This is a genomic window from Streptomyces misionensis, assembly GCF_900104815.1.
Classification (GTDB): Bacteria; Actinomycetota; Actinomycetes; order Streptomycetales; family Streptomycetaceae; genus Streptomyces; species Streptomyces misionensis.
The window spans coordinates 2,878,150-2,897,792 of sequence record NZ_FNTD01000004.1; the positions used below are offsets into that span (position 1 = coordinate 2,878,150).

At 70.0% G+C, this 19,643-nt stretch carries 15 protein-coding genes and 2 tRNA genes; 2 read left to right on the top strand and 15 right to left on the bottom strand.

Features of this window, described 5'->3' with window-relative positions:
• Positions 1-42: 42 nt before the first annotated feature.
• The 10 genes from BLW85_RS14750 to BLW85_RS14795 form a co-directional block, all read right to left on the bottom strand.
• Complete coding sequence (locus BLW85_RS14750) at positions 43-1,539, bottom strand: CYTH and CHAD domain-containing protein (protein WP_074992287.1); 1,497 nt, start codon at positions 1,537-1,539, stop codon at positions 43-45.
• Positions 1,540-1,580: 41 nt separating this feature from the next.
• Positions 1,581-2,777 (bottom strand): rod shape-determining protein RodA, encoded by a 1,197-nt coding sequence (gene rodA, locus BLW85_RS14755; RefSeq protein WP_070027089.1) that lies wholly within the window; start codon positions 2,775-2,777, stop codon positions 1,581-1,583.
• Positions 2,774-5,026, bottom strand: a complete 2,253-nt coding sequence (mrdA, locus tag BLW85_RS14760; RefSeq protein ID WP_070027091.1) for a penicillin-binding protein 2 — start codon at positions 5,024-5,026, stop codon at positions 2,774-2,776. The genes rodA and mrdA overlap by 4 nt, the downstream gene beginning before the upstream one ends.
• A 167-nt stretch (positions 5,027-5,193) precedes the next feature.
• Positions 5,194-5,871: a rod shape-determining protein MreD gene (gene mreD, locus BLW85_RS14765; RefSeq protein ID WP_070027092.1), complete on the bottom strand. Its 678-nt coding sequence runs from the start codon at positions 5,869-5,871 to the stop codon at positions 5,194-5,196.
• A 13-nt stretch (positions 5,872-5,884) separates the two neighbouring features.
• On the bottom strand, positions 5,885-6,901 hold the full coding sequence (mreC, locus tag BLW85_RS14770; RefSeq protein WP_071828626.1) for a rod shape-determining protein MreC: 1,017 nt from the start codon (positions 6,899-6,901) through the stop codon (positions 5,885-5,887).
• A gap of 168 nt (positions 6,902-7,069) precedes the next feature.
• On the bottom strand, positions 7,070-8,089 hold the full coding sequence (locus tag BLW85_RS14775) for a rod shape-determining protein (protein WP_070027093.1): 1,020 nt from the start codon (positions 8,087-8,089) through the stop codon (positions 7,070-7,072).
• A 207-nt stretch (positions 8,090-8,296) separates the two neighbouring features.
• Positions 8,297-8,710 carry a nucleoside-diphosphate kinase gene (gene ndk, locus BLW85_RS14780; RefSeq protein ID WP_070027095.1) on the bottom strand — a complete coding sequence of 138 codons (414 nt, stop codon included), beginning with the start codon at positions 8,708-8,710 and terminating at the stop codon, positions 8,297-8,299.
• A 68-nt stretch (positions 8,711-8,778) separates the two neighbouring features.
• Complete coding sequence (locus BLW85_RS14785; RefSeq protein WP_070027097.1) at positions 8,779-9,135, bottom strand: DUF4233 domain-containing protein; 357 nt, start codon at positions 9,133-9,135, stop codon at positions 8,779-8,781.
• A gap of 10 nt (positions 9,136-9,145) precedes the next feature.
• Entirely contained in the window at positions 9,146-10,663 is a 1,518-nt protein-coding gene (gene folC / locus BLW85_RS14790) for a bifunctional tetrahydrofolate synthase/dihydrofolate synthase (RefSeq protein ID WP_070027099.1), read from the bottom strand.
• 89 nt (positions 10,664-10,752) lie between these two features.
• The gene (locus BLW85_RS14795) at positions 10,753-13,377 is read right to left on the bottom strand and encodes a valine--tRNA ligase (protein ID WP_070027101.1); all 2,625 of its coding nucleotides are present in this window, start codon (positions 13,375-13,377) and stop codon (positions 10,753-10,755) included.
• A gap of 137 nt (positions 13,378-13,514) precedes the next feature.
• Here BLW85_RS14795 and BLW85_RS14800 point away from each other — a divergent pair, with 137 nt between their 5' ends.
• Positions 13,515-14,570 (top strand): hypothetical protein, encoded by a 1,056-nt coding sequence (locus tag BLW85_RS14800; protein ID WP_070027103.1) that lies wholly within the window; start codon positions 13,515-13,517, stop codon positions 14,568-14,570.
• Positions 14,571-14,641: 71 nt separating this feature from the next.
• On the opposite strand, the gene clpX is transcribed toward BLW85_RS14800, so the two are convergent.
• The 5 genes from clpX to BLW85_RS14825 all read right to left on the bottom strand — a co-directional run bounded on the left by clpX (position 14,642) and on the right by BLW85_RS14825 (position 19,400).
• A complete protein-coding gene (clpX, locus tag BLW85_RS14805; RefSeq protein WP_014672712.1) occupies positions 14,642-15,928 on the bottom strand; it encodes an ATP-dependent Clp protease ATP-binding subunit ClpX in 1,287 nt (428 codons plus the stop codon).
• 169 nt (positions 15,929-16,097) lie between these two features.
• Positions 16,098-16,763, bottom strand: coding sequence for an ATP-dependent Clp protease proteolytic subunit (locus tag BLW85_RS14810; RefSeq protein ID WP_070027104.1), 666 nt, complete (start codon positions 16,761-16,763; stop codon positions 16,098-16,100).
• Between the two features lie 69 nt (positions 16,764-16,832).
• Positions 16,833-17,438: an ATP-dependent Clp protease proteolytic subunit gene (locus BLW85_RS14815; protein ID WP_070027106.1), complete on the bottom strand. Its 606-nt coding sequence runs from the start codon at positions 17,436-17,438 to the stop codon at positions 16,833-16,835.
• 341 nt (positions 17,439-17,779) lie between these two features.
• The gene (tig, locus tag BLW85_RS14820) at positions 17,780-19,135 is read right to left on the bottom strand and encodes a trigger factor (RefSeq protein ID WP_074992288.1); all 1,356 of its coding nucleotides are present in this window, start codon (positions 19,133-19,135) and stop codon (positions 17,780-17,782) included.
• A 188-nt stretch (positions 19,136-19,323) separates the two neighbouring features.
• Positions 19,324-19,400: transfer RNA gene (locus BLW85_RS14825), tRNA-Pro, on the bottom strand.
• Between the two features lie 159 nt (positions 19,401-19,559).
• On the opposite strand from BLW85_RS14825, the gene BLW85_RS14830 reads away from it, so the two are divergent.
• Positions 19,560-19,630, top strand: a tRNA-Gly gene (locus BLW85_RS14830).
• Positions 19,631-19,643 lie beyond the last annotated feature (13 nt).

Genomic DNA, 19,643 nt, shown 5'->3' on the forward strand with positions numbered 1-19,643 from the left:
TGACCATCCAGCGTAACCCGCCCGAGGGGTTCCTCCGAACGGTCAGCGGGGGAAGCGGGCACCGGCCGCCCGCCAGCGGCCGGGCAGCTCGGCCTCCGCGGCCGCCGCACGGGCCTCCTCCAGGCCGTGGAGCACCCCGTACGGGAACGCGCTCTCCCCCGCCGCGTGGGCCACCGCGGCCAGCTCGCGCAGGGTCCTGCGGGCCATCACGCTGTCCTGGTGCTCGCCGAGCAGGGTGGTCAGGGTCTTCATGGCGGCGGTGAGCTCGGCGGCCGGGGTGCCGAGGGCGGGGGTGGCGGCCTCGGCGGCGTAGCGGGCGCGCTTGGCCTTCTTGCGGGCCTCGTGCAGGGCAAGGTCGCGCTCCTCGCCCGGGGGCAGGCGCAGCGCCCGCTCGACGCGCGTGGTGAGCCGTGCCAGGTCCTTGCGCACGGCCTTGCCGAGCACCTTGCGGGGTTTGCGCGCGGCGGCCTCGCGCAGCGGCGGGTCGGCGAGGAGGGCGTCGAGGGAGTTCAGCAGGGCGAGGTGGCGCGGGGAGTCGAGGACGCCGGTGAGATGGCCGTGGGCGCCGCTCCGCCGGGTCTGCGCCCAGGCCGTGACGCGGTCGTGGGCCGGGCCGGTGGCCAGGGCGGCCGGGAGGGCGTCCAGGGCGGTGGTGAGGCGGTCGGCCAGCACCTCCTGGTCGCGGTCGACGCCCAGTTCGCCCGCGAGCCATTTCAGTTCGGCGGCGACCGGGTCGGTGGCGGCGCGGTCGAGGACGCGGCGGAAGGTGCGCAGGGTGCCGCGGGCGCGGCGGGTGGCGACGCGCATCCGGTGCACGGCGTCGGGGGTGTCCAGGCGGACGGCGGGGTCGAGCGCGACCAGCTCGTCCCGCTGGGCGCGGAGGTAGGCGAGGACGTGGTCGCCCGCGGTGACCGGCTCGGCGGGTACGGCGGGTTTGCGGCGGGCTCCGGTCCGGGCCAGCGCGCGGGCGAGCTTGGACGGTGCGGCGGAGGGCCGCACGCCCGCCTTGACCAGCCGCTTCTCCAGCCGGTCGAGGATTTTCGGGTCTCCCCCGTCGGCCAGTTCCAGCTCGATCTCGGTCCATTCGGCGGTGCCGCCCCCGGCGGTGAGCCGCTCGGCGGTCACGGCGTCGACGCTCGCCTCGGCCAGCAGGGCGCCGTCCGCGTCCACCAGGTGGCGGACGGCGCGGGCGGTGCGCAGCCGGACCAGCGGGACCAGTTCGGCGCCGCGGACCCGGGAGCGGACCAGGACGGCGAGTTCGGCGGGGAGGGTGTCGGCCAGCGGGGCCCGGATCTCGTCGCGGACGTCCGGGGCGACCGGGAGCTTGAGGTGCCAGCCTGCGTCCGCGCCCCCGGTGCGGCGGCGCAGGGTGATCGAGGCGGCGGCGAGGCGCTGGTCGGCGGTGTCGTAGTAGGTGGCGTCCAGCTCCGTCAGGCCCTGGTCGAGGACGGCCGCCACCCCGGCGACGCCGGTCAGGTCGGGCAGCCCGCCGTCCTCGGCTTCGTACTTGCGCTCGATCTCGCGTTGCGACTGCGCCATGAACCGAATCTAGTGGGCTTCCGCCCGGGACGGCAGCTTTCTCACGCCGACATGGGCCGTTGCACCTTGATCGACTGCAACAGGCCGACCGCCACCCAGACCGCGAACATCGAGGAGCCTCCGTACGAGACGAACGGCAGTGGCAGACCGGTGACCGGCATGATGCCGAGGGTCATGCCGATGTTCTCGAACGCCTGGAAGGCGAACCAGGCCACGATGCCCGCGGCGACGATCGTCCCGTACAGCTCCGTCGAGTCCCGGGCGATCCGGCAGGCCCGCCACAGGATGACGCCGATCAGGAAGATGATGAACCCGGCGCCGAGGAAGCCCAGTTCCTCGCCCGCGACCGTGAACACGAAGTCGGTCTGCTGTTCGGGCACGAACTGGCCGGTGGTCTGCGAGCCGTGGAAGAGCCCGGCGCCGGTCAGCCCGCCGGAGCCGATGGCGATCCGGGCCTGGTTGGTGTTGTAGCCGACGCCGGCCGGGTCCAGGTCGGGGTTGGCGAAGGCCGCGAAGCGGTTGATCTGGTACTGGTCCAGGATGTGCAGCTGCCAGATGGCGACGCAGCCGATCACACCGGTGGCGAGCAGGCCGAAGACCCAGCGGTTGGAGGCGCCCGAGGCGAGCAGTACGCCCAGGATGATGGCCACCATCGCCAGCACCGAGCCGAGGTCGGGCATCAGCAGCAGGATCATGCACGGTACGGCCGCGAGGCCGAGGGACTGCGCCACCGTGCGGTGGTCGGGGAACGGCTTGTCGCCCGCGTCCACCCGCGCGGACAGCAGCATCGCCATGCCGAGGATGATCGCGATCTTGAGGAACTCGGCGGGCTGGACGGAGAAGCCGCCGATCACGATCCAGTTGCGCTGGCCGTTGATGGTGGCGCCGAGCGGGGTGAGCACCACCAGGGCGAGCATGACGGAGGCGCCGTAGAGGATCGGCACCGCGTTGCGCAGGGCGCGGTGGCCCAGCCAGAGGGTGCCGATCATCAGGGCGACGCCGATGCCCAGGTTGATCAGGTGGCGTTCCAGGAAGAAGTACGGGTCTCCCTGGTTGATCTCGGTGCGGTTGCGGGTCGCCGAGAAGACCAGCAGCGAGCCCAGCAGCGACAGCGCGAGGGCGGCCAGCATCATGGGCCAGTCGAGGCGGCGGGTCACGGAGTCGCGGGCGAAGATCCTCGTCCAGCCGGCGCGCTCGGGGCCGTACCCGGAGACGGAGAAGCTGTTCACGCCGGTCATGAGGGCATCCTCCGGCTCCCCCGCTTCCGGCGTGGCCGCCTTCGGGTGTTGCGGTTGGCGTTGTCGGTCGGGGCGGTGGTGGCGGGCTGCTGGTCGCCGCCGTTGCTCGGGTTGTTCTTCTGGGCGGCCTCGGTGTCCTTCGCCGCGTCCTTCGGGACCGGCGGGGCGACGATGGTGCCGTCCGTGCGGACCTTGGGCAGGCTCGCCTGCGGCTGGGGCAGCAGCGCCTTCTTGTTGTCGATGGAGCCGTCGCCCTGGACGCCGTAGAGCGCGCTGTAGATGTTGCGCACGGCCTCACCGGAGGCGCCGGAACCGGTACCGGCCTGGGCGATCGTCATGATCACCGTGTAGTCCTTGGAGTAGGTGGCCATCCAGGAGGTGGTCTGCTTGCCGTAGACCTCCGCGGTACCGGTCTTGCCGTGCAGCGGGATCTTGTCCTGGGGCCAGCCGCTGAACTTCCAGGCCGCGGTACCGCGGGTGATGACGCCCGCGAAGGCGTCGTCCATGCCCTTGAGGGTGGCCTGGGTGACCGGCAGCTTGCGCTGCACCTTGGGCTTGATCTCCTGCACGGTCTTGCCGTCGGGGCTGACGATCGCCTTGCCGATGGTCGGGACGTACTCGGTGCCGCCGTTGGCGACGGCACCGTAGATCATGGCCTCCTGGATCGGCGTGACGAGGGTGTCGCCCTGGCCGATGGAGTAGTTGATCTCGTCACCCTCGCGCATCTTGTTGCCTTCGAGGCAGTTCTCGTAGGCGATCTTCTCGACGTAGCTGCCGTCCTTCTTGCCGGTCTTGCACCAGGAGTCCTTGTTGGCCTCCCAGTAGTCCTGCTTCCACTGGCGGTCGGGGACGCGGCCGCCCAGCTCGTTGGGCAGGTCGACGCCGGTCGGCTTGCCGAGGCCGAACTGGTGGGCGGTCTTGAAGAAGTAGTCCTTCGGCTGCCCCTTCTTGGGGTTGATGCCGCCGTCCTTCTTCCACTCCCGGTCGGCGAGCCCGTAGAAGACGGTGTCGCAGGAGACCTCCAGGGCGCGGCCCAGCGAGATGTCGCCGAAGTTCTCGCCCTCGAAGTTCTTGAAGACCTGGTTGCCCACCCGGTAGTCGCTGGTGCACGGGTAGCCGCCGTCCCACGCGTAGCCCGCCTGGACCGCGGCGGCCGTGGAGATCACCTTGAAGGTCGAGCCGGGCGCCGCCTGACCCTGTATGGCCCGGTTGAGCAGCGGGTAGTCGGAGTTCTTGCCGGTGAGGGCCTTGTAGTCCTTGGCGGAGATGCCGCCCACCCAGACGTTCGGGTCGTAGGTGGGGGCCGAGGCCATGGCGACGACGCGGCCGGTCTTGGCCTCCATCACCACGACGGCACCGGAGTCGGCCTTGTAGTTCTCGCCGGTGATGGAGTCGTACTGCTGGCGGGCGGCCTTCATCGCCTTGTCCAGTTCGTACTCCGCGACGCGCTGGACGCGGGAGTCGATGCTGGTCACCAGGTTCGAACCGGGCTGGGCGGCGTCCGCCTTGGCCTTGCCGATGACCCGGCCGAGGTTGTCCACCTCGTAGCGGGTCACGCCGGCCTTGCCGCGCAGTTCCTTGTCGTACTCCCGCTCCAGGCCGGAGCGGCCGACCATGTCCGAGCGCAGATAGGGCGAGCTGGTGTTCTTGGCCTTCTGGATCTCGTCGTCGGTGACCGGCGAGAGGTAGCCGAGGACCTGGGCGGTGTTGGACTTGCCGGGGCCCGGGTAGCGGCGCACGGCCTCGGGCTCGGCGGTGATGCCGGGGAAGTCCTCGGAGCGCTCGCGGATCTGGAGGGCCTGCCGGGGCGTGGCCTCGTCGGTGATCGGGATCGGCTGGTAGGGCGAGCCGTTCCAGCACGGCTGGGGGGTCTTGGCGTCGCAGAGGCGGACCTTCTGCATGACGTCCTCGGGGCTCATGCCGAGGACCCCGGCCAGCTTGGTCAGGACCGCCTTGCCGTCGTCCTTCTGCTTGAGCAGGTCGGTGCGGGAGGCGGAGACCACCAGACGCGTCTCGTTGTCCGCGAGGGGGACGCCGCGGGCGTCCAGGATCTCGCCGCGCACGGCGGGCTGGACGACCTGCTGGACGTGGTTGCCGGAGGCCTCCTTCTGGTACTGGGCGCCCTCCCGGATCTGGAGGTACCACAGTCGGCCGCCGAGCGTGCCGAGGAGGGAGAGGACGAGGATCTGGATCACGACGAGCCGGATCTGGACCCGTGGGGTCCGACCGGTCTCGGGGATGTTGGTCACTGCGGCTGTCTCCCCCTCTCAGTGCGCGGACGGCCGGGTGCGCGGCGCGTTTGTGCGAACGGCCTGCGCGCGTACGAATGATGAACGATCAGCCTGTGAGCCCGCGTTCCGGGAAAGCCGACCCGTTCGAGTGAATCGCCCCGGACCGCCGGGGGCCTGACATTCGCTCACAGGCGCTTGACCCCCTTGATGCGGCCGACCCGCGCGGAACGGGTGCGGGCCTTGGCCTTCAGGGCGCCGAGGGCGCCGCGCTGGCTGCCGATGTGCAGGCCGGTGCCGGAGGACAGCCAGCCCGAGGAGATGTCGGCCGCCTTGCCGGTGGCGCCGGTCTCGGCCAGCGGGTCGTTGTCGCAGCGGCGGGCCAGCCACATCACCCCGGGGACCACGAACGGGGCGAGCAGCAGGTCGTACAGGGCGGCCGAGACCAGCAGTCCGGGCAGGCCCACATGGCGGGCGGCGGTGTCGCCGACCAGGGCGCCCACCCCGGCGTACAGCAGGGTGGAGCCGATCGCGGCGGCGACCACCACGGCCATCGGGCCGGTCGCCGACCTCAGTTTGCCGTTCTCCGGCTTGATCAGTCCGGCGAAGTAGCCGGTCACACAGAGGACGAGGGCGTAGCGGCCGGCCGCGTGGTCGGCGGGCGGGGCGACGTCGGCCAGCAGGCCGGCGGCGAACCCGACGAGGGCGCCGCCGACATGGCCGTACACCATGGCGAGGCCCAGGACGGTGAGGAGCAGCAGGTCGGGGACGGCGCCCGGCAGATGGAGGCGGGCGAGGACGCTCACCTGGATCACCAGCGCGACCACGACCAGCGGTACGGAGAGCAGGATCCGGTTGACACGCATGGGGATTCAGCTCCTACGGCTGCTGGTCGTTCTGCGATGAGTCGTTCTGTGAAGAGTTCTGCGACGAGTCGTTCCGCGACCGGTCTCCGGAGCCGGAGTTGCCGCCGTTCCCGTTCGCGTCCGCCGACGGGGTGACGGTGACGGTCACCGTGGGCGTCGGCACCGGCTTGGGCTTGGCGGGCAGCACCTCGTCGCGCGGGTCCTTCTTCGGGCCCTGGACGACCACGCCGACGACGTCCAGCTTGGTGAAGCCGACGTACGGCGTGACGTACAGGGTGCGGGTCAGACCGCCGCCGGAGGGATCGACGCGGGAGACCACGCCGACCGGCACGCCCGGCACGAACGGCTTGTCGGACTCCGAGCCGAAGGTGACCAGCCGGTCGCCCTTCTTCACCTCCGCCTTGCCGTTGAGGAGTTCCACGCGCAGCGGGCGGTCGCCCTGCCCGGAGGCGAAGCCGAGTTCGTCGCTGCCCTCCAGGCGGGTGCCGACGGTGAAGTCCGGGTCGTTGGCGAGCAGCACGGTCGAGGTGTCGGGGCCGACCGTGGTGACCCGGCCGACCAGGCCGTCGCCGTTGAGGACGGTCATGTCCCGCTTGATGCCGTCGTTCGCGCCGACGTCGATGGTGATGGTCCAGGAGAAGCCCTGCGCCGACCCTATGGCGATGACCTGGGCGCCCTTGATGCCGTACTGGCCCTCGCCGGCGAGCTTCAGCATCCGGTCGAGCTGGCCGAGCCGGCTGCGGGTCCGGTCGTCGCTGCCGAGCTTCGCCTTGAGGGCCGCGTTCTCCTTCTCCAGCTCGGCGAGCCTGCTGTGCCGGTTGCCCGAGTCGCGGACCGCGGAGATGGCGTTGCCGACCGGGTCGACCGCCGAGGAAAGTCCGTCCTCCACCGGGCCGAAGACGGCGGCCGCGGCCTGCCGGGCGCCGTCGACCGGGGAGTTCCGGCCCCCTCGGATATCCACGGTGATCAACGCGAACGCGATGGCGATCAGCAGGACCAGGAGCAGCCGGCTCTCTTTGGTGTCCCTCACGTGCGGCGGCCGTGCCCTTCCTCAAGTAGGAATTCGTCGGGCCCTTGGAAAAGACGCCAATGGCAAGGCGCAAATCCAAGAGGCCCGTTGGGGGGAGCTTATGCCTCTATATCAACGATCCGCCGCACGAGAGGAGAACGTCTCGTACGGCGGAATCGAAGTGCCGCGTCATCGGCGCGGCTGGGCGTCCAGAACCTGCTGGAGCGCCTCGAACTCCTCGACGCACTTTCCGGATCCGAGCGCGACGCTGTCCAGCGGGTCCTCGGCGATATGGATCGGCATTCCGGTCTCCCGGCGCAGCCGCTCGTCCAGACCGCGCAGCAGGGCGCCGCCACCGGTCAGCACGATGCCCCGGTCCATGATGTCGCCGGACAGCTCCGGCGGGCACTTGTCGAGGGTCGTCTTGACCGCGTCCACGATCGCGTTGACCGGCTCCTCGATCGCCTTGCGGACCTCGGCGGCCGAGATGACGACGGTCTTGGGCAGCCCGGACACCAGGTCCCGGCCGCGGACTTCGGTGTGCTCGTCCTCTTCGAGTTCGTACGCCGAACCGATGGTGATCTTGATCTGCTCGGCGGTGCGCTCACCCAGCAGGAGGCTGTACTCCTTCTTGATGTACTGGATGATCGCGTTGTCCAGCTCGTCGCCCGCGACGCGGATGGACTGGGCGGTGACGATGCCGCCGAGGGAGATGACCGCGACCTCCGTGGTGCCGCCGCCGATGTCCACCACCATGTTGCCCGTGGCCTCGTGGACCGGCAGGCCGGAGCCGATGGCCGCGGCCATGGGCTCCTCGATGATGTGCACCTGGCGGGCGCCCGCCTGGGTGGAGGCTTCGATCACCGCGCGGCGCTCGACGCCCGTGATGCCCGAGGGCACACAGACGACGACCCGCGGACGCGCCAGGTACCGCCGCTTGTGGATCTTCAGAATGAAGTAGCGGAGCATCCGCTCGGTGATCTCGAAGTCGGCGATCACGCCGTCCTTCAGCGGCCGGACCGCCACGATGTTCCCCGGCGTCCGGCCGATCATCTTCTTCGCTTCGGCGCCGACCGCCAGGATGCCACCGGTGTTGGTGTTGATCGCGACGACGGACGGCTCGTTCAGTACGATTCCGCGACCCCTGACGTACACCAGCGTGTTGGCGGTCCCGAGGTCGACAGCCATGTCACGGCCGATGAACGACATTGAGTTCCCCATCCGGATTCATCTGGCCTTCCCGAGCTTTTGAGGGCATGTCAGGCAGGCGAGGCGGGTGCTGTGACGTGAAGGCTTCCATCGTAAACGCGCCTGCACGAACACTGCGCGAGGGTCTCCGTCATTGTCACCAGATGGCGGGCCGCCTCGCTTGTGGAGACGGGCGTTCGGGGGCGCTCGTTCCCTCGATCGCCGGTATCAGGCGCGGCCGGGGAAGAAAATCTTCACCTCGCGCTCGGCGGACTCCTCGGAGTCGGAGGCGTGGATCAGGTTCTCCCGGACGATCACACCGTAGTCGCCGCGGATGGAGCCCGGCGCGGCGGCGATCGGGTCGGTCGGACCGGCGAGCGCGCGCACGCCCTCGATGACCCGCTCACCCTCGACGATCATGGCGACGACCGGACCGGAGGCCATGAACGCGACCAGCGGCTCGTAGAAGGGCTTGCCCTTGTGCTCGCCGTAGTGCTGCTCCAGGGTCTCCTGGTCCAGGGTGCGCAGCTCCAGCGCGGTGATCTGCCAGCCGGCCTTGCGCTCGATACGGCTGATGATCTCGCCGGTCAGGCCGCGACGGACGGCGTCGGGCTTGAGGAGGACGAGGGTGCGCTGGCTCACGAGGGGACTCCTTACGCGTGAAACGTGTGTGCGGTGGGACGAGGTTACAGGGCGTGTCCGGGCGCCCGTTACACAGCGTCAGGCGTGGAGGAGCCGCTCTGCGCGGCGAACCGGGCCTTGGCCTCGTCGATCTTCCGGCCGAAGTGCACCGAGGCCCACCACAGGGCCGCGAACAGCGCGCCCATGAAGTACATGGTCGGCACGAAGACGCCGGAGGCGATCAGGGCGATCTGCAGGGCCCAGCCGAGGGCGACCCCGCCGGGCCGGGTCACCACGCCGCACAGCAGCACGCACAGCACCATGGCGATGCCGCTGACCAGCCAGACGGTGGACACCGACAGGCCCGGGTCCTTCATGGCGACCAGCCCGGCGAAGCCGATGATGAAGAACTCGCCGATCAGAGTGGATGAACAGAGCGTACGCACGTCGGACTCCTCAGCCCTTGCCCAGCAGCAGCCGGGCCTCGCCGACCGTGATGACGGAACCGGTGACCAGCACCCCGCCGCCCGCGAACTCGCCCTCCTCCTCGGCCAGCGTGATCGCGGCCTCCAGGGCGTCGGGCAGCCGCGGCTCGACCTGGACCCGCTCGTCGCCGAAGACCTCGACGGCGATGGCGGCCAGTTCGTCCGCGTCCATGGCGCGGTGGCTGGAGTTCTGGGTGACGACGATCTCCGCGAAGATCGGCTCGAAGGCCTCCAGCAGCCCCCGTACGTCCTTGTCGCCGCTCGCGCCGACCACGCCGATCAGCCGGCTGAAGTCGAACGCCTCGCGCACCGCCTCGGCGGTGACCTCGGCTCCGGCCGGGTTGTGCGCCGCGTCCAGGACGACGGTGGGGGAACGCCGTACGACCTCCATGCGGCCCGGGGAGGAGACGGCGGCGAACGCCTTGCGGACGGTGTCGATGTCCAGCGGCTCGGCGCGCTGGGCGCCGACGCCGAAGAACGCCTCCACCGCGGCGAGCGCCACGGCCGCGTTGTGCGCCTGGTGGGCGCCGTGCAGCGGGAGGTACACCTCGTGGTACTCGCCGCCGAGGCCGCGCAGGGTGAGCAGCTGCCCGCCGACGGCCACCTGGCGGGCGACGACGCCGAACTCCAGGCCCTCGCGGGCCACGGTGGCGTTGACCTCCACGGCCTTCTTCAGCAGCACCTGGGCGGCGTCCACCGGCTGCTGGGCCAGGATGACGGTCGCGTCCTGCTTGATGATCCCGGCCTTCTCGCCGGCGATCTCCGCGGGGGTCTCGCCGAGGCGGTCGGTGTGGTCCAGGGCGATCGGGGTGACGACCGCGACATCGGCGTCGATCACGTTCGTGGCGTCCCAGGAGCCGCCCATGCCGACCTCGACGACGGCGACGTCGACCGGGGCGTCCGCGAAGGCGGCGTACGCCATGCCGGTGAGCACCTCGAAGAAGGACAGCCGGTACTCCTGGGCGGCGTCCACCATCTCGACGTACGGCTTGATGTCCCGGTAGGTCTCGACGAACCGCTCGGCGCTCATCGGGGCGCCGTCCAGGCTGATCCGCTCGGTGATCGACTGGACGTGCGGGCTGGTGTAGCGGCCGGTGCGCAGTTCGAAGGCGCCGAGGAGGGCCTCGATCATGCGGGCGGTGGAGGTCTTGCCGTTGGTGCCCGTGATGTGGATCGAGGGGTACGAGCGCTGCGGCTCGCCCAGCACGTCCATCAGCGCGGCGATCCTGCCGACCGAGGGCTCCAGCTTGGTCTCGCCCCAGCGGGTGGCCAGCTCGGCCTCGACCTCGCGCAGCGCCTTGTCGACCTCGGGGTCCTCGGGGCGCGCGGGCACGTCGGCCGTCGGCGCTCCCCCTTGCGTCCGGAGGGTACGGCTGCCGGCCTCGATCACGGCGAGGTCGGGGTCGCGGGTGGTCTCGGCCTCGATGATCTCCTCGAAGGAGTCGAGGGGGTCGGGCCGGCCGTTGTCGTCGTGCGGGAGGTCGCTCACGGGTCCCAGTCTACGGAGCCGCACGGACAGGGATGGGCGAAGGCCCCGGTGCCTTCGCGGGACCGGGGCCTTCGGCGTCGTGGTGACGGCTACGCCTGCGGCAGCTTCTCCAGCTGGGCCTGGATGCGGGCGATGTCCTCGTCGGCCTTGGAGAGGCGGGTGCGGATCTTGTCCACCACGTTCTCCGGGGCCTTGGCGAGGAAGGCCTCGTTGCCGAGCTTGGCCGTGGCCTGGGCCTTCTCCTTCTCGGCGGCGGCGAGGTCCTTGGCCAGCCGCTTGCGCTCGGCGGCGACGTCGATCGTGCCGGAGAGGTCCAGCGCGACCTCCGCCCCGGCGATCGGCAGGGTGGCCGTCGCCGTGAAGGAGTCGCCCTCGGGCTGGAGGCGCAGCAGCTGGCGGATGGCCGCCTCGTGCGGGGCGAGCGCCGTGCCGTCCAGGGACAGCCGGGCCGGAACCCGCTGACCCGGCTGGAGGCCCTGGTCGGCGCGGAAGCGGCGGACCTCGGTGATGACCGACTGGAGCGCGGAGATCTCCTGCTCGGCGGCCGCGTCACGGAAGCCGCTGTCGGCCGGCCACTCGGCGATGACGACGGACTCGCCGCCCGTCAGCGTCGTCCACAGGGTCTCCGTGACGAACGGGACCACCGGGTGCAGCAGCTTCAGGGTGACGTCCAGGACCTCGCCCAGGACCCGCTTGGAGACCTCGGCCGGCTCGCCGCCCGCCTGGAAGACGGTCTTGGACAGCTCGACGTACCAGTCGAAGACCTCGTCCCACGCGAAGTGGAAGAGGGTGTCGGAGAGCTTCGCGAACTGGAAGTCCTCGTAGTAGGCGTCGACTTCGGCGACCACCGAGTTGAGGCGGGACAGGATCCAGCGGTCCGTCGCCGACATGGCCGACGGCTCCGGCAGCGGGCCCTGGACCGTCGCGCCGTTCATCAGCGCGAAGCGGGTCGCGTTCCAGATCTTGTTGGCGAAGTTGCGCGAGCCCTGGACCCAGTCCTCGCCGATCGGCACGTCCACGCCCGGGTTGGCGCCGCGGGCCAGGGTGAAGCGCAGCGCGTCGCTGCCGTACTTGTCCATCCAGTCCAGCGGGTTGACCGCGTTGCCGAAGGACTTCGACATCTTCTTGCCGAACTGGTCGCGGACCATGCCGTGCAGGGCGATGGTGTGGAACGGCGGGGTGCCGTCCATCGCGTACAGGCCGAACATCATCATCCGGGCGACCCAGAAGAAGAGGATGTCGTAGCCGGTGACCAGGACCGAGTTCGGGTAGAACTTCGCGAGCGACTCGGTCTGCTCGGGCCAGCCCAGGGTGGAGAAGGGCCACAGGCCGGAGGAGAACCAGGTGTCGAGGACGTCGGTGTCCTGGTGCCAGCCCTCGCCGGCGGGCGGCTCCTCGCCGGGGCCGACGCAGACGACTTCGCCGTCGGGGCCGTACCACACCGGGATCCGGTGGCCCCACCACAGCTGGCGCGAGATGCACCAGTCGTGGAGGTTGTCGACCCAGTCGAAGTACCGCTTCTCCATCTCCTGCGGATGGATCTTGACCTTGCCGTCGCGGACCGCGTCGCCCGCGGCCTTGGCGAGCGGGCCGACCTTGACCCACCACTGCATGGACAGGCGCGGCTCGATGGTGGTCTTGCAGCGCGAGCAGTGGCCGACGGAGTGGACGTAGGGGCGCTTCTCGGCGACGATCCGGCCCTCGGCGCGCAGCGCGGCGACGATGGCGGAGCGGGCCTCCAGGCGGTCCATGCCCTGGAAGGGGCCGTGCACGGTGATGACGGCGTGCTCGTCCATCACGGTGATGGACGGCAGGTCGTGGCGCTGGCCGATCTCGAAGTCGTTCGGGTCGTGCGCCGGGGTCACCTTGACGGCGCCGGTGCCGAACTCCGGGTCGACGTGGGCGTCGGCGACGACCGGGATGGAGCGGTCGGTCAGCGGCAGCTTGATGAGCTTGCCGACCAGGTGCTTGTAGCGCTCGTCCTCGGGGTGGACGGCGACGGCGGTGTCGCCGAGCATCGTCTCGGCGCGGGTGGTGGCGACGACGATGGTGTCGTCCCCGTCGCCGTACTTCATGGAGACGAGTTCGCCGTCGTCGTCCTGGTACTCGACCTCGATGTCCGAGATGGCCGTCAGACAGCGCGGGCACCAGTTGATGATGCGCTCGGCGCGGTAGATCAGCTCGTCGTCGTACAGGCGCTTGAAGATGGTCTGGACGGCCTGGGAGAGGCCCTCGTCCATGGTGAAGCGCTCGCGGGACCAGGCGACGCCGTCGCCGAGGCGGCGCATCTGGCCGGAGATCTGGCCGCCGGACTCGCCCTTCCACTTCCAGACGCGCTCCACGAAGGCCTCGCGGCCCAGGTCGTGGCGGGACTTGCCCTCCTTGCCGAGCTCGCGCTCGACCACGTTCTGGGTGGCGATGCCGGCGTGGTCCATGCCGGGCTGCCACAGCGTCTCGTGGCCCTGCATCCGCTTGCGGCGGGTCAGGGCGTCGATGAGGGTGTGCTCGAAGGCGTGGCCCAGGTGGAGCGAGCCGGTGACGTTGGGCGGCGGGATGACGACGGTGTACGGCGGCTTGTCGCTCTTCGCGTCCGCCTCGAAGTAGCCCCGCTCTACCCAGCGCTCGTACAGCGGCCCCTCTACATCGGCCGGCGCGTACTGGGTCGGCAGTTCGGTGTCGGGCGCGGGTGGCTGCTGCTGAGCGTTGTCGGTCACGGGGGTCAGTTTAGAGGGGTCACGGGCCGGTCCCGAAACGCGTTTGTTCTGTAACGGTGCGGCCCCCGGTGGCCTGCGTCCCCGGGCGCTGGTCCAGGATGTCAGGAACACATAAGAGTCCTAGGGGGATCCCAGAAATGAGCAGCAACCAGCCGGGCCCGTACGGCCAGCCACCCCAGCAGCCGGGTCCGTACGGCCAGCCGGGGCAGCCCGGCCCGTACGGACAGCCGGGGCAGCCGAACCCGTACGGCCAGCCGCCGCAGCCCGGCCCGTACGGCCAGCCCCCGCAGGCTCCGCAGCAGCCCGGCCCGTACGGCCAGCCCCCGCAGGCCCCGCAGCAGCCCGGCTACGGCTACCCCCCGCAGGCCCCGCCGCAGCAGCCGGGGTACGGCTACCCGCAGCAGCCCGGGGTGCCCCCGCAGCAGAACCCGTACGGCCAGCAGCCGAACCCCTACGGCCAGCAGCCCTACGGCATGCCCCAGGCCCCCCAGCCGGCCGGCGGCAAGAAGAAGACGGGCCTGATCATCGGCGCGGTCGCCGTGGTGGCGGCGGTCGCGGTGGGCGCGTACTTCGCGCTCAGCGGCGGAAGCAGCCCGAGCATCGCGGACGACGGCCCGCACAAGCTGATCACCCCCGGCTCGGTGATCAACGGGACGTACACCAAGGAGTCCGGCTCCGACGACTCCTCGGACGGCCTCAGCGACTCCGACAAGTCGGACTTCGAGAAGTGGGGGGTCAAGAACCCCACCCAGGTGAGCAGCGGCTACGAGAACGGCACCGGCCTGACCAAGAAGGGCCTCTCCTTCAGCGGCGTCTACGGCTCGATCGACGACCCGGAGGCGGTGGTGGACGCCATGTTCGCCAAGGCCAAGTCGGAGTCGGAGAAGGACCAGAGCGGCTCGGACACCAAGGGCAAGCTCATCGGCAGCCCGCAGACCGTCCACCCGGCCGGCCTCTCCCACGGCATCATGAAGTGCCAGGTGGCGCAGATCGACAGCACCGGCTCGTCGTCCGAGGACGCGGGCATGCCGAAGACCATCAAGATGCCGATGTGCATCTGGGGCGACCACAGCACCGTCGCCCTGGTGACGTCGTTCAGCGTCGCCTCCCTCGCCTCGGGCGAGAGCGGCTCCCTGGACGACACGGCGGAACTGGCGGCGAAGCTGCGCAACGACGTGCGGGTGAAGGCCTGACGCGGCAGCCCTCAGGGCATGCGAAGGGGCCCCGGTCGGACGACCGGGGCCCCTTCCGCCGTACGGGCTCGTTACGCCGTCTTCTGCTCCCCCGAGCCCCGGCCGCGCGCGTCGCGCGGGATCAGGGTCGGGTTGACGTTGGAGAGGACGACGTCGGCGGTGATGACGACGCGGGCGACGTCCTTGCGGGAGGGGACCTCGTACATGACGCCCTGGAGGACTTCCTCCATGATGGCGCGCAGGCCGCGGGCGCCGGTCTGGCGCAGGATGGCCTGGTCGGCGATGGCCTCCAGGGCCTCGCGCTCGAAGTCCAGCTCCACGCCGTCGAGTTCGAACAGGCGCTGGTACTGCTTGACGAGGGCGTTGCGCGGCTCCACCAGGATCTTCAGCAGCGCCTCGCGGTCGAGGTTGTGCACCGAGGTGATCACCGGCAGCCGGCCGATGAACTCGGGGATCATGCCGAACTTGACCAGGTCCTCCGGCATGACGTCCTCGAAGACGTCCTTGGCCTCCAGCTCGCGCTTGGACAGGATCGTCGCGCCGAAACCGATGCCCTTGGCGCCCGCCCGGGCCTCGATGATCTTCTCCAGACCGGCGAAGGCACCGCCCACGATGAACAGCACGTTCGTCGTGTCGATCTGGATGAACTCCTGGTGCGGGTGCTTGCGGCCGCCCTGCGGCGGCACCGAGGCCGTGGTGCCCTCCAGGATCTTCAGCAGGGCCTGCTGGACGCCCTCGCCGGAGACGTCGCGGGTGATCGACGGGTTCTCGCTCTTGCGGGCCACCTTGTCGATCTCGTCGATGTAGATGATCCCGGTCTCGGCCTTCTTGACGTCGTAGTCGGCGGCCTGGATCAGCTTCAGGAGGATGTTCTCGACGTCCTCGCCGACGTAGCCCGCCTCGGTCAGCGCGGTGGCGTCGGCGATGGCGAACGGGACGTTCAGCATCCGCGCCAGGGTCTGCGCGAGGAGGGTCTTGCCGGAGCCCGTGGGGCCCAGCAGGAGGATGTTGGACTTCGCCAGCTCGATGGCGTCGTCCCGGCCGCTCGCGCCGCCGTTCTCGCCCGCCTGGACCCGCTTGTAGTGGTTGTACACCGCGACCGACAGGGCCTTCTTGGCGGCCTCCTGGCCGACCACGTAGCCCTCGAGGAACTCGTAGATCTCGCGGGGCTTGGGCAGCTCCTCCCAGCGCACCTCGCTGGTCTCCGCGAGCTCCTCCTCGATGATCTCGTTGCAGAGATCGATGCACTCGTCGCAGATGTACACACCGGGCCCTGCGATGAGCTTCTTGACCTGCTTCTGGCTCTTGCCGCAGAACGAGCACTTGAGCAGATCGCCGCCGTCACCGATGCGTGCCACGGTGTGCTTCCCCTTCGCCTGGGAGCCGCCTGGACACTGCGGTCCAGTGGCTCCTGGTGCTGCCTTATGTCCGACGGTACCTTGCCGGGCCCGATGTTCGGGCCCCCCTTGGCAGGGTTCACTTTGCCGTGAGCCCTGCCGAGGGGGGCTGAGAGCGTGCCGCTCCGCGTCAGCGGACCGAGCTGTTGTTCAGCTTGCGGGTGGAGATGATCTGGTCGACGAGGCCGTACTCCAGCGCCTCCTCGGCCGTGAGGATCTTGTCGCGCTCGATGTCCTCGCGGATCTTCTCGATCGGCTGGTTCGAGTGCTTGGCCAGCATGTTCTCCAGCTGCTCGCGCATCCGGGTGAACTCGTTGGCGATGATCTCCAGGTCGGAGAGCTGGCCGCGGCCGGTGGAGCCGGCCGGCTGGTGGATCAGCACCCGGGAGTTGGGCAGCGCCATGCGCTTGCCCGGGGTGCCGGCCGCGAGCAGGATGGCCGCGGCGGAGGCCGCCTGGCCCATGCAGACCGTCTGGATGTCGGGCTTCACGAACTGCATCGTGTCGTAGATCGCCGTCAGGGCGGTCATGTCCCCGCCGGGGCTGTTGATGTAGATCGAGATGTCCCGGTCGGGGTCCATCGACTCCAGGCACAGCAGCTGCGCCATGACGTCGTTGGCGGAGGCGTCGTCGATCTGGACGCCCAGGAAGATCACGCGCTCCTCGAAGAGCTTCGCGTACGGGTCGTACTCGCGGATGCCCTGGGAGGTGCGCTCGACGAAGCGCGGGATGACGTAGCGGGCGTCGGGCCGGGGCCCTTCGTACATGCCGCTGGCGGTGCCGGGGAAGTTGCTCATGGGATGTTCACCGTCCTGGTGGCGTTCTGGGGGCGTGGGTGGTGGCGGTGCGTGGCGCGGCCGGGCCGGTCAGGCACCGGTGCCGCCGCCTCCCGGAACACCCGAGGCGCTCGAGATGATCTCGTCAATCAGACCGTACTCCTTGGCCTCTTCCGGGGTGAACCAGCGGTCGCGGTCGGCGTCCCGGGTGATCGTCTCGAAGGTCTGGCCGGAGTGCCGCGCGGTCAGTTCCGCCATGCGGCGCTTGGTGCGCAGCAGGTACTCGGCCTGGATCTTGATGTCCGTGACCGAACCGCCGAGGCCCGCGGAGCCCTGGTGCATCATGATGTCCGCGTGCGGCAGGGCGAAGCGCTTGCCGGCGGCACCGCCGGTGAGCAGGAACTGGCCCATGGAGGCCGCCATGCCCATCGCGATGGTGACCACGTCGTTCGGGATGTACTGCATGGTGTCGTAGATCGCCATGCCGGCCGTCACCGAGCCGCCGGGGCTGTTGATGTAGAGGTAGATGTCCTTGTCCGGTTCGGCGGCAAGGAGCAGCATCTGCGCGGTGATCTTGTTGGCGATGTCATCGTCGACCTGCTGGCCGAGGAAGATGATCCGCTCGCCGAGCAGCCGGTTGTAGACCTGGTCGCCGAGGCCGCCACCGATGGAGGGCTCGCCGGCGGCGGAGGGCATCAGATTCGTCACGTATCCACCTGCTCGTCTCACGACGGCGCCGGGCCGTCTCACGTCGTCCTGCCGGGGGCTTGGGGTTTCAGGAGACTCCCCTGCCCCCGTACTCATGGACCCTAACGCTCGGGCCCGTTCGGGGAATCCCGGAGATAGGAGTGTTCGCCGGGGGCGTAGCGCCATCGGGACGCGGCGCGCCCCCGGGTGCGGGTGCCAGGCCGCCTGAGCGGCCCGCGGCACGGCCGTGCGCGGGGCACGGCCCGGCCGTCCCCGGGTAGGCGAACGGGCCCCGGGGAACAAGTCCCCAGGGCCCGTCCAGGCGTCCTTCAGAGGCGCCGCGGGGCGGTTCAGCCCTCGGTGGTCTCCTCGGCCGCGGCCTCGGTCTCCTCGTCCTCGTCGCTGAGGTCGACCGTCTCGCCGTTGGTGTCCTTCACCGAGGCGGCCTCGACCACGACGGCCAGGGCCTTGCCGCGGGCCACCTCGCCGACCAGGAGCGGCACCTGGCCACCCTCGACGACGGCCTGGGCGAACTGGTCGGGGGACATGCCGGAGGAGGCCGCACGCCGCATGAGGTGCTCGGTGAGCTCCTCCTGGTTGACGTTCAGGTTCTCCTTCTTCACCAGCTCGTCCAGGACGAACTGGGTCTTGATGCCCTTGACCGCGGCCTCGCGGGTCTCGGCCTCGAACTCCTCGGCGGACTTGCCCTGGATCTCCAGGTACTTGTCGAGGGTCAGACCCATCTGCGCGAGCTGGTGGTGCTCCAGGTTGTGCTTGCGGGTGTTGATCTCGTCCTCGAGCAGCTTCTCGGGGACCGGGACCTCGACCAGCTCCAGGAGCTTCTCCAGGACGCGCTCCTGCGCCTGGGTGGCCTGGTCGAACTGCTTCATGTTCGCGAGGCGCTTGCGGCTGTCGGCCTTGAGCTCGTCCAGGGTGTCGAACTCGGAGGCGAGCTGCGCGAACTCGTCGTCCAGCTCGGGCAGTTCACGCTTGGCGACCTCGGTGACCTTGACGGTGACCTCGGCCTCCTTGCCCGCGGCGGAGCCGCCCTTCAGCTCGGAGGTGAAGGTCGCCTCCTCGCCGGCGGACAGGCCCTTGACGGCCTCGTCGACACCGTCGAGCAGCTCGCCGGAGCCGATGGTGTAGGAGACGCCGTTGGCGATGCCGTCCTCCAGCACCTCGCCGTCGACCTTGGCCTCCAGGTCGATGGTGACGACGTCGCCGTCCTCGGCGGCGCGCTCCACCGGGGAGGTGGACGCGAAGCGCTCACGCAGCTGCTCGACCGACTTCTCCACGTCCTCGTCGGTCACCTCGACGGCGTCGACCTCGACCTCGATGCCGGAGTAGTCCGGGATCTCCAGGGCCGGGCGCACGTCCACCTCGGCGGTGAAGTTCAGCGTCTCGCCGTCCTTCAGCTCGGTGATGTCGACGTCGGGCTGGCCCAGCGGGCTCAGCTCGGCCTCGTTGACCGCCTCGGTGTAGAACTTCGGGAGCGCGTCGTTGACCGCCTCCTCCAGGACCGCACCGCGGCCGAACCGCTGGTCGATGACGCGGGCCGGGATCTTGCCCTTGCGGAAGCCCTTCACCGTGACCTGCTGGTTGATCTTCTTGTACGCCGCGTCGAGGCTGTCCTTGAGCTCCTCGAAGGGCACCTCGACAGTGAGCCGAACCCGGGTCGGGTTCAGGGTCTCCACGGCGCTCTTCACGGTTCGGTCTCCTTGTGGCTGACTGCTTGGGTTCTGCCGAGCCAGACAGGTCCGGCGGATTCGCCGCCCGGAGGAGTACGTAGGCCGTGGGGGCCGGGGTCACACGGGCGCGCAGCTTGCATAGTAACCGCAGGCGGTCGGCGCCCCAAAAGGCGACCATCACGACGCGCGGGCCGCTGGTCGGCTGGTGGTCGGGGTGGCGGGATTTGAACCCACGGCCTTCCGCTCCCAAAGCGGACGCGCTACCAAGCTGCGCCACACCCCGTCTGGTGCGAGACGTAGGGTACATGGCCGGGCGGTTCGCGTCGGCCGCATTCTTCGAGGCGGGGCGCGTGGTACGCGTGATCCGAACGCGTTGGCCCAATGGACGGGCGACCCGCTACGATGCCTTCGTGCCGCGGTCACCGAGCTGCGGCGCAGCGCTGCGGGCGTAGCTCAATGGTAGAGCCCTAGTCTTCCAAACTAGCTACGCGGGTTCGATTCCCGTCGCCCGCTCCGGATGCCGAAG

Bases quoted from the DNA above. Each gene is read 5' to 3' on its own strand.
- BLW85_RS14750 (WP_074992287.1), bottom strand. From the start codon at position 1,539: ATGGCGCAGTCGCAACGCGAGATCGAGCGCAAGTACGAAGCCGAGGAC.
- rodA (WP_070027089.1), bottom strand. From the start codon at position 2,777: ATGACCGGCGTGAACAGCTTCTCCGTCTCCGGGTACGGCCCCGAGCGC.
- mreD (WP_070027092.1), bottom strand. From the start codon at position 5,871: ATGCGTGTCAACCGGATCCTGCTCTCCGTACCGCTGGTCGTGGTCGCG.
- BLW85_RS14775 (WP_070027093.1), bottom strand. From the start codon at position 8,089: ATGTCGTTCATCGGCCGTGACATGGCTGTCGACCTCGGGACCGCCAAC.
- BLW85_RS14800 (WP_070027103.1), top strand. From the start codon at position 13,515: ATGAGCAGCAACCAGCCGGGCCCGTACGGCCAGCCACCCCAGCAGCCG.
- BLW85_RS14810 (WP_070027104.1), bottom strand. From the start codon at position 16,763: ATGAGCAACTTCCCCGGCACCGCCAGCGGCATGTACGAAGGGCCCCGG.
- BLW85_RS14815 (WP_070027106.1), bottom strand. From the start codon at position 17,438: ATGCCCTCCGCCGCCGGCGAGCCCTCCATCGGTGGCGGCCTCGGCGAC.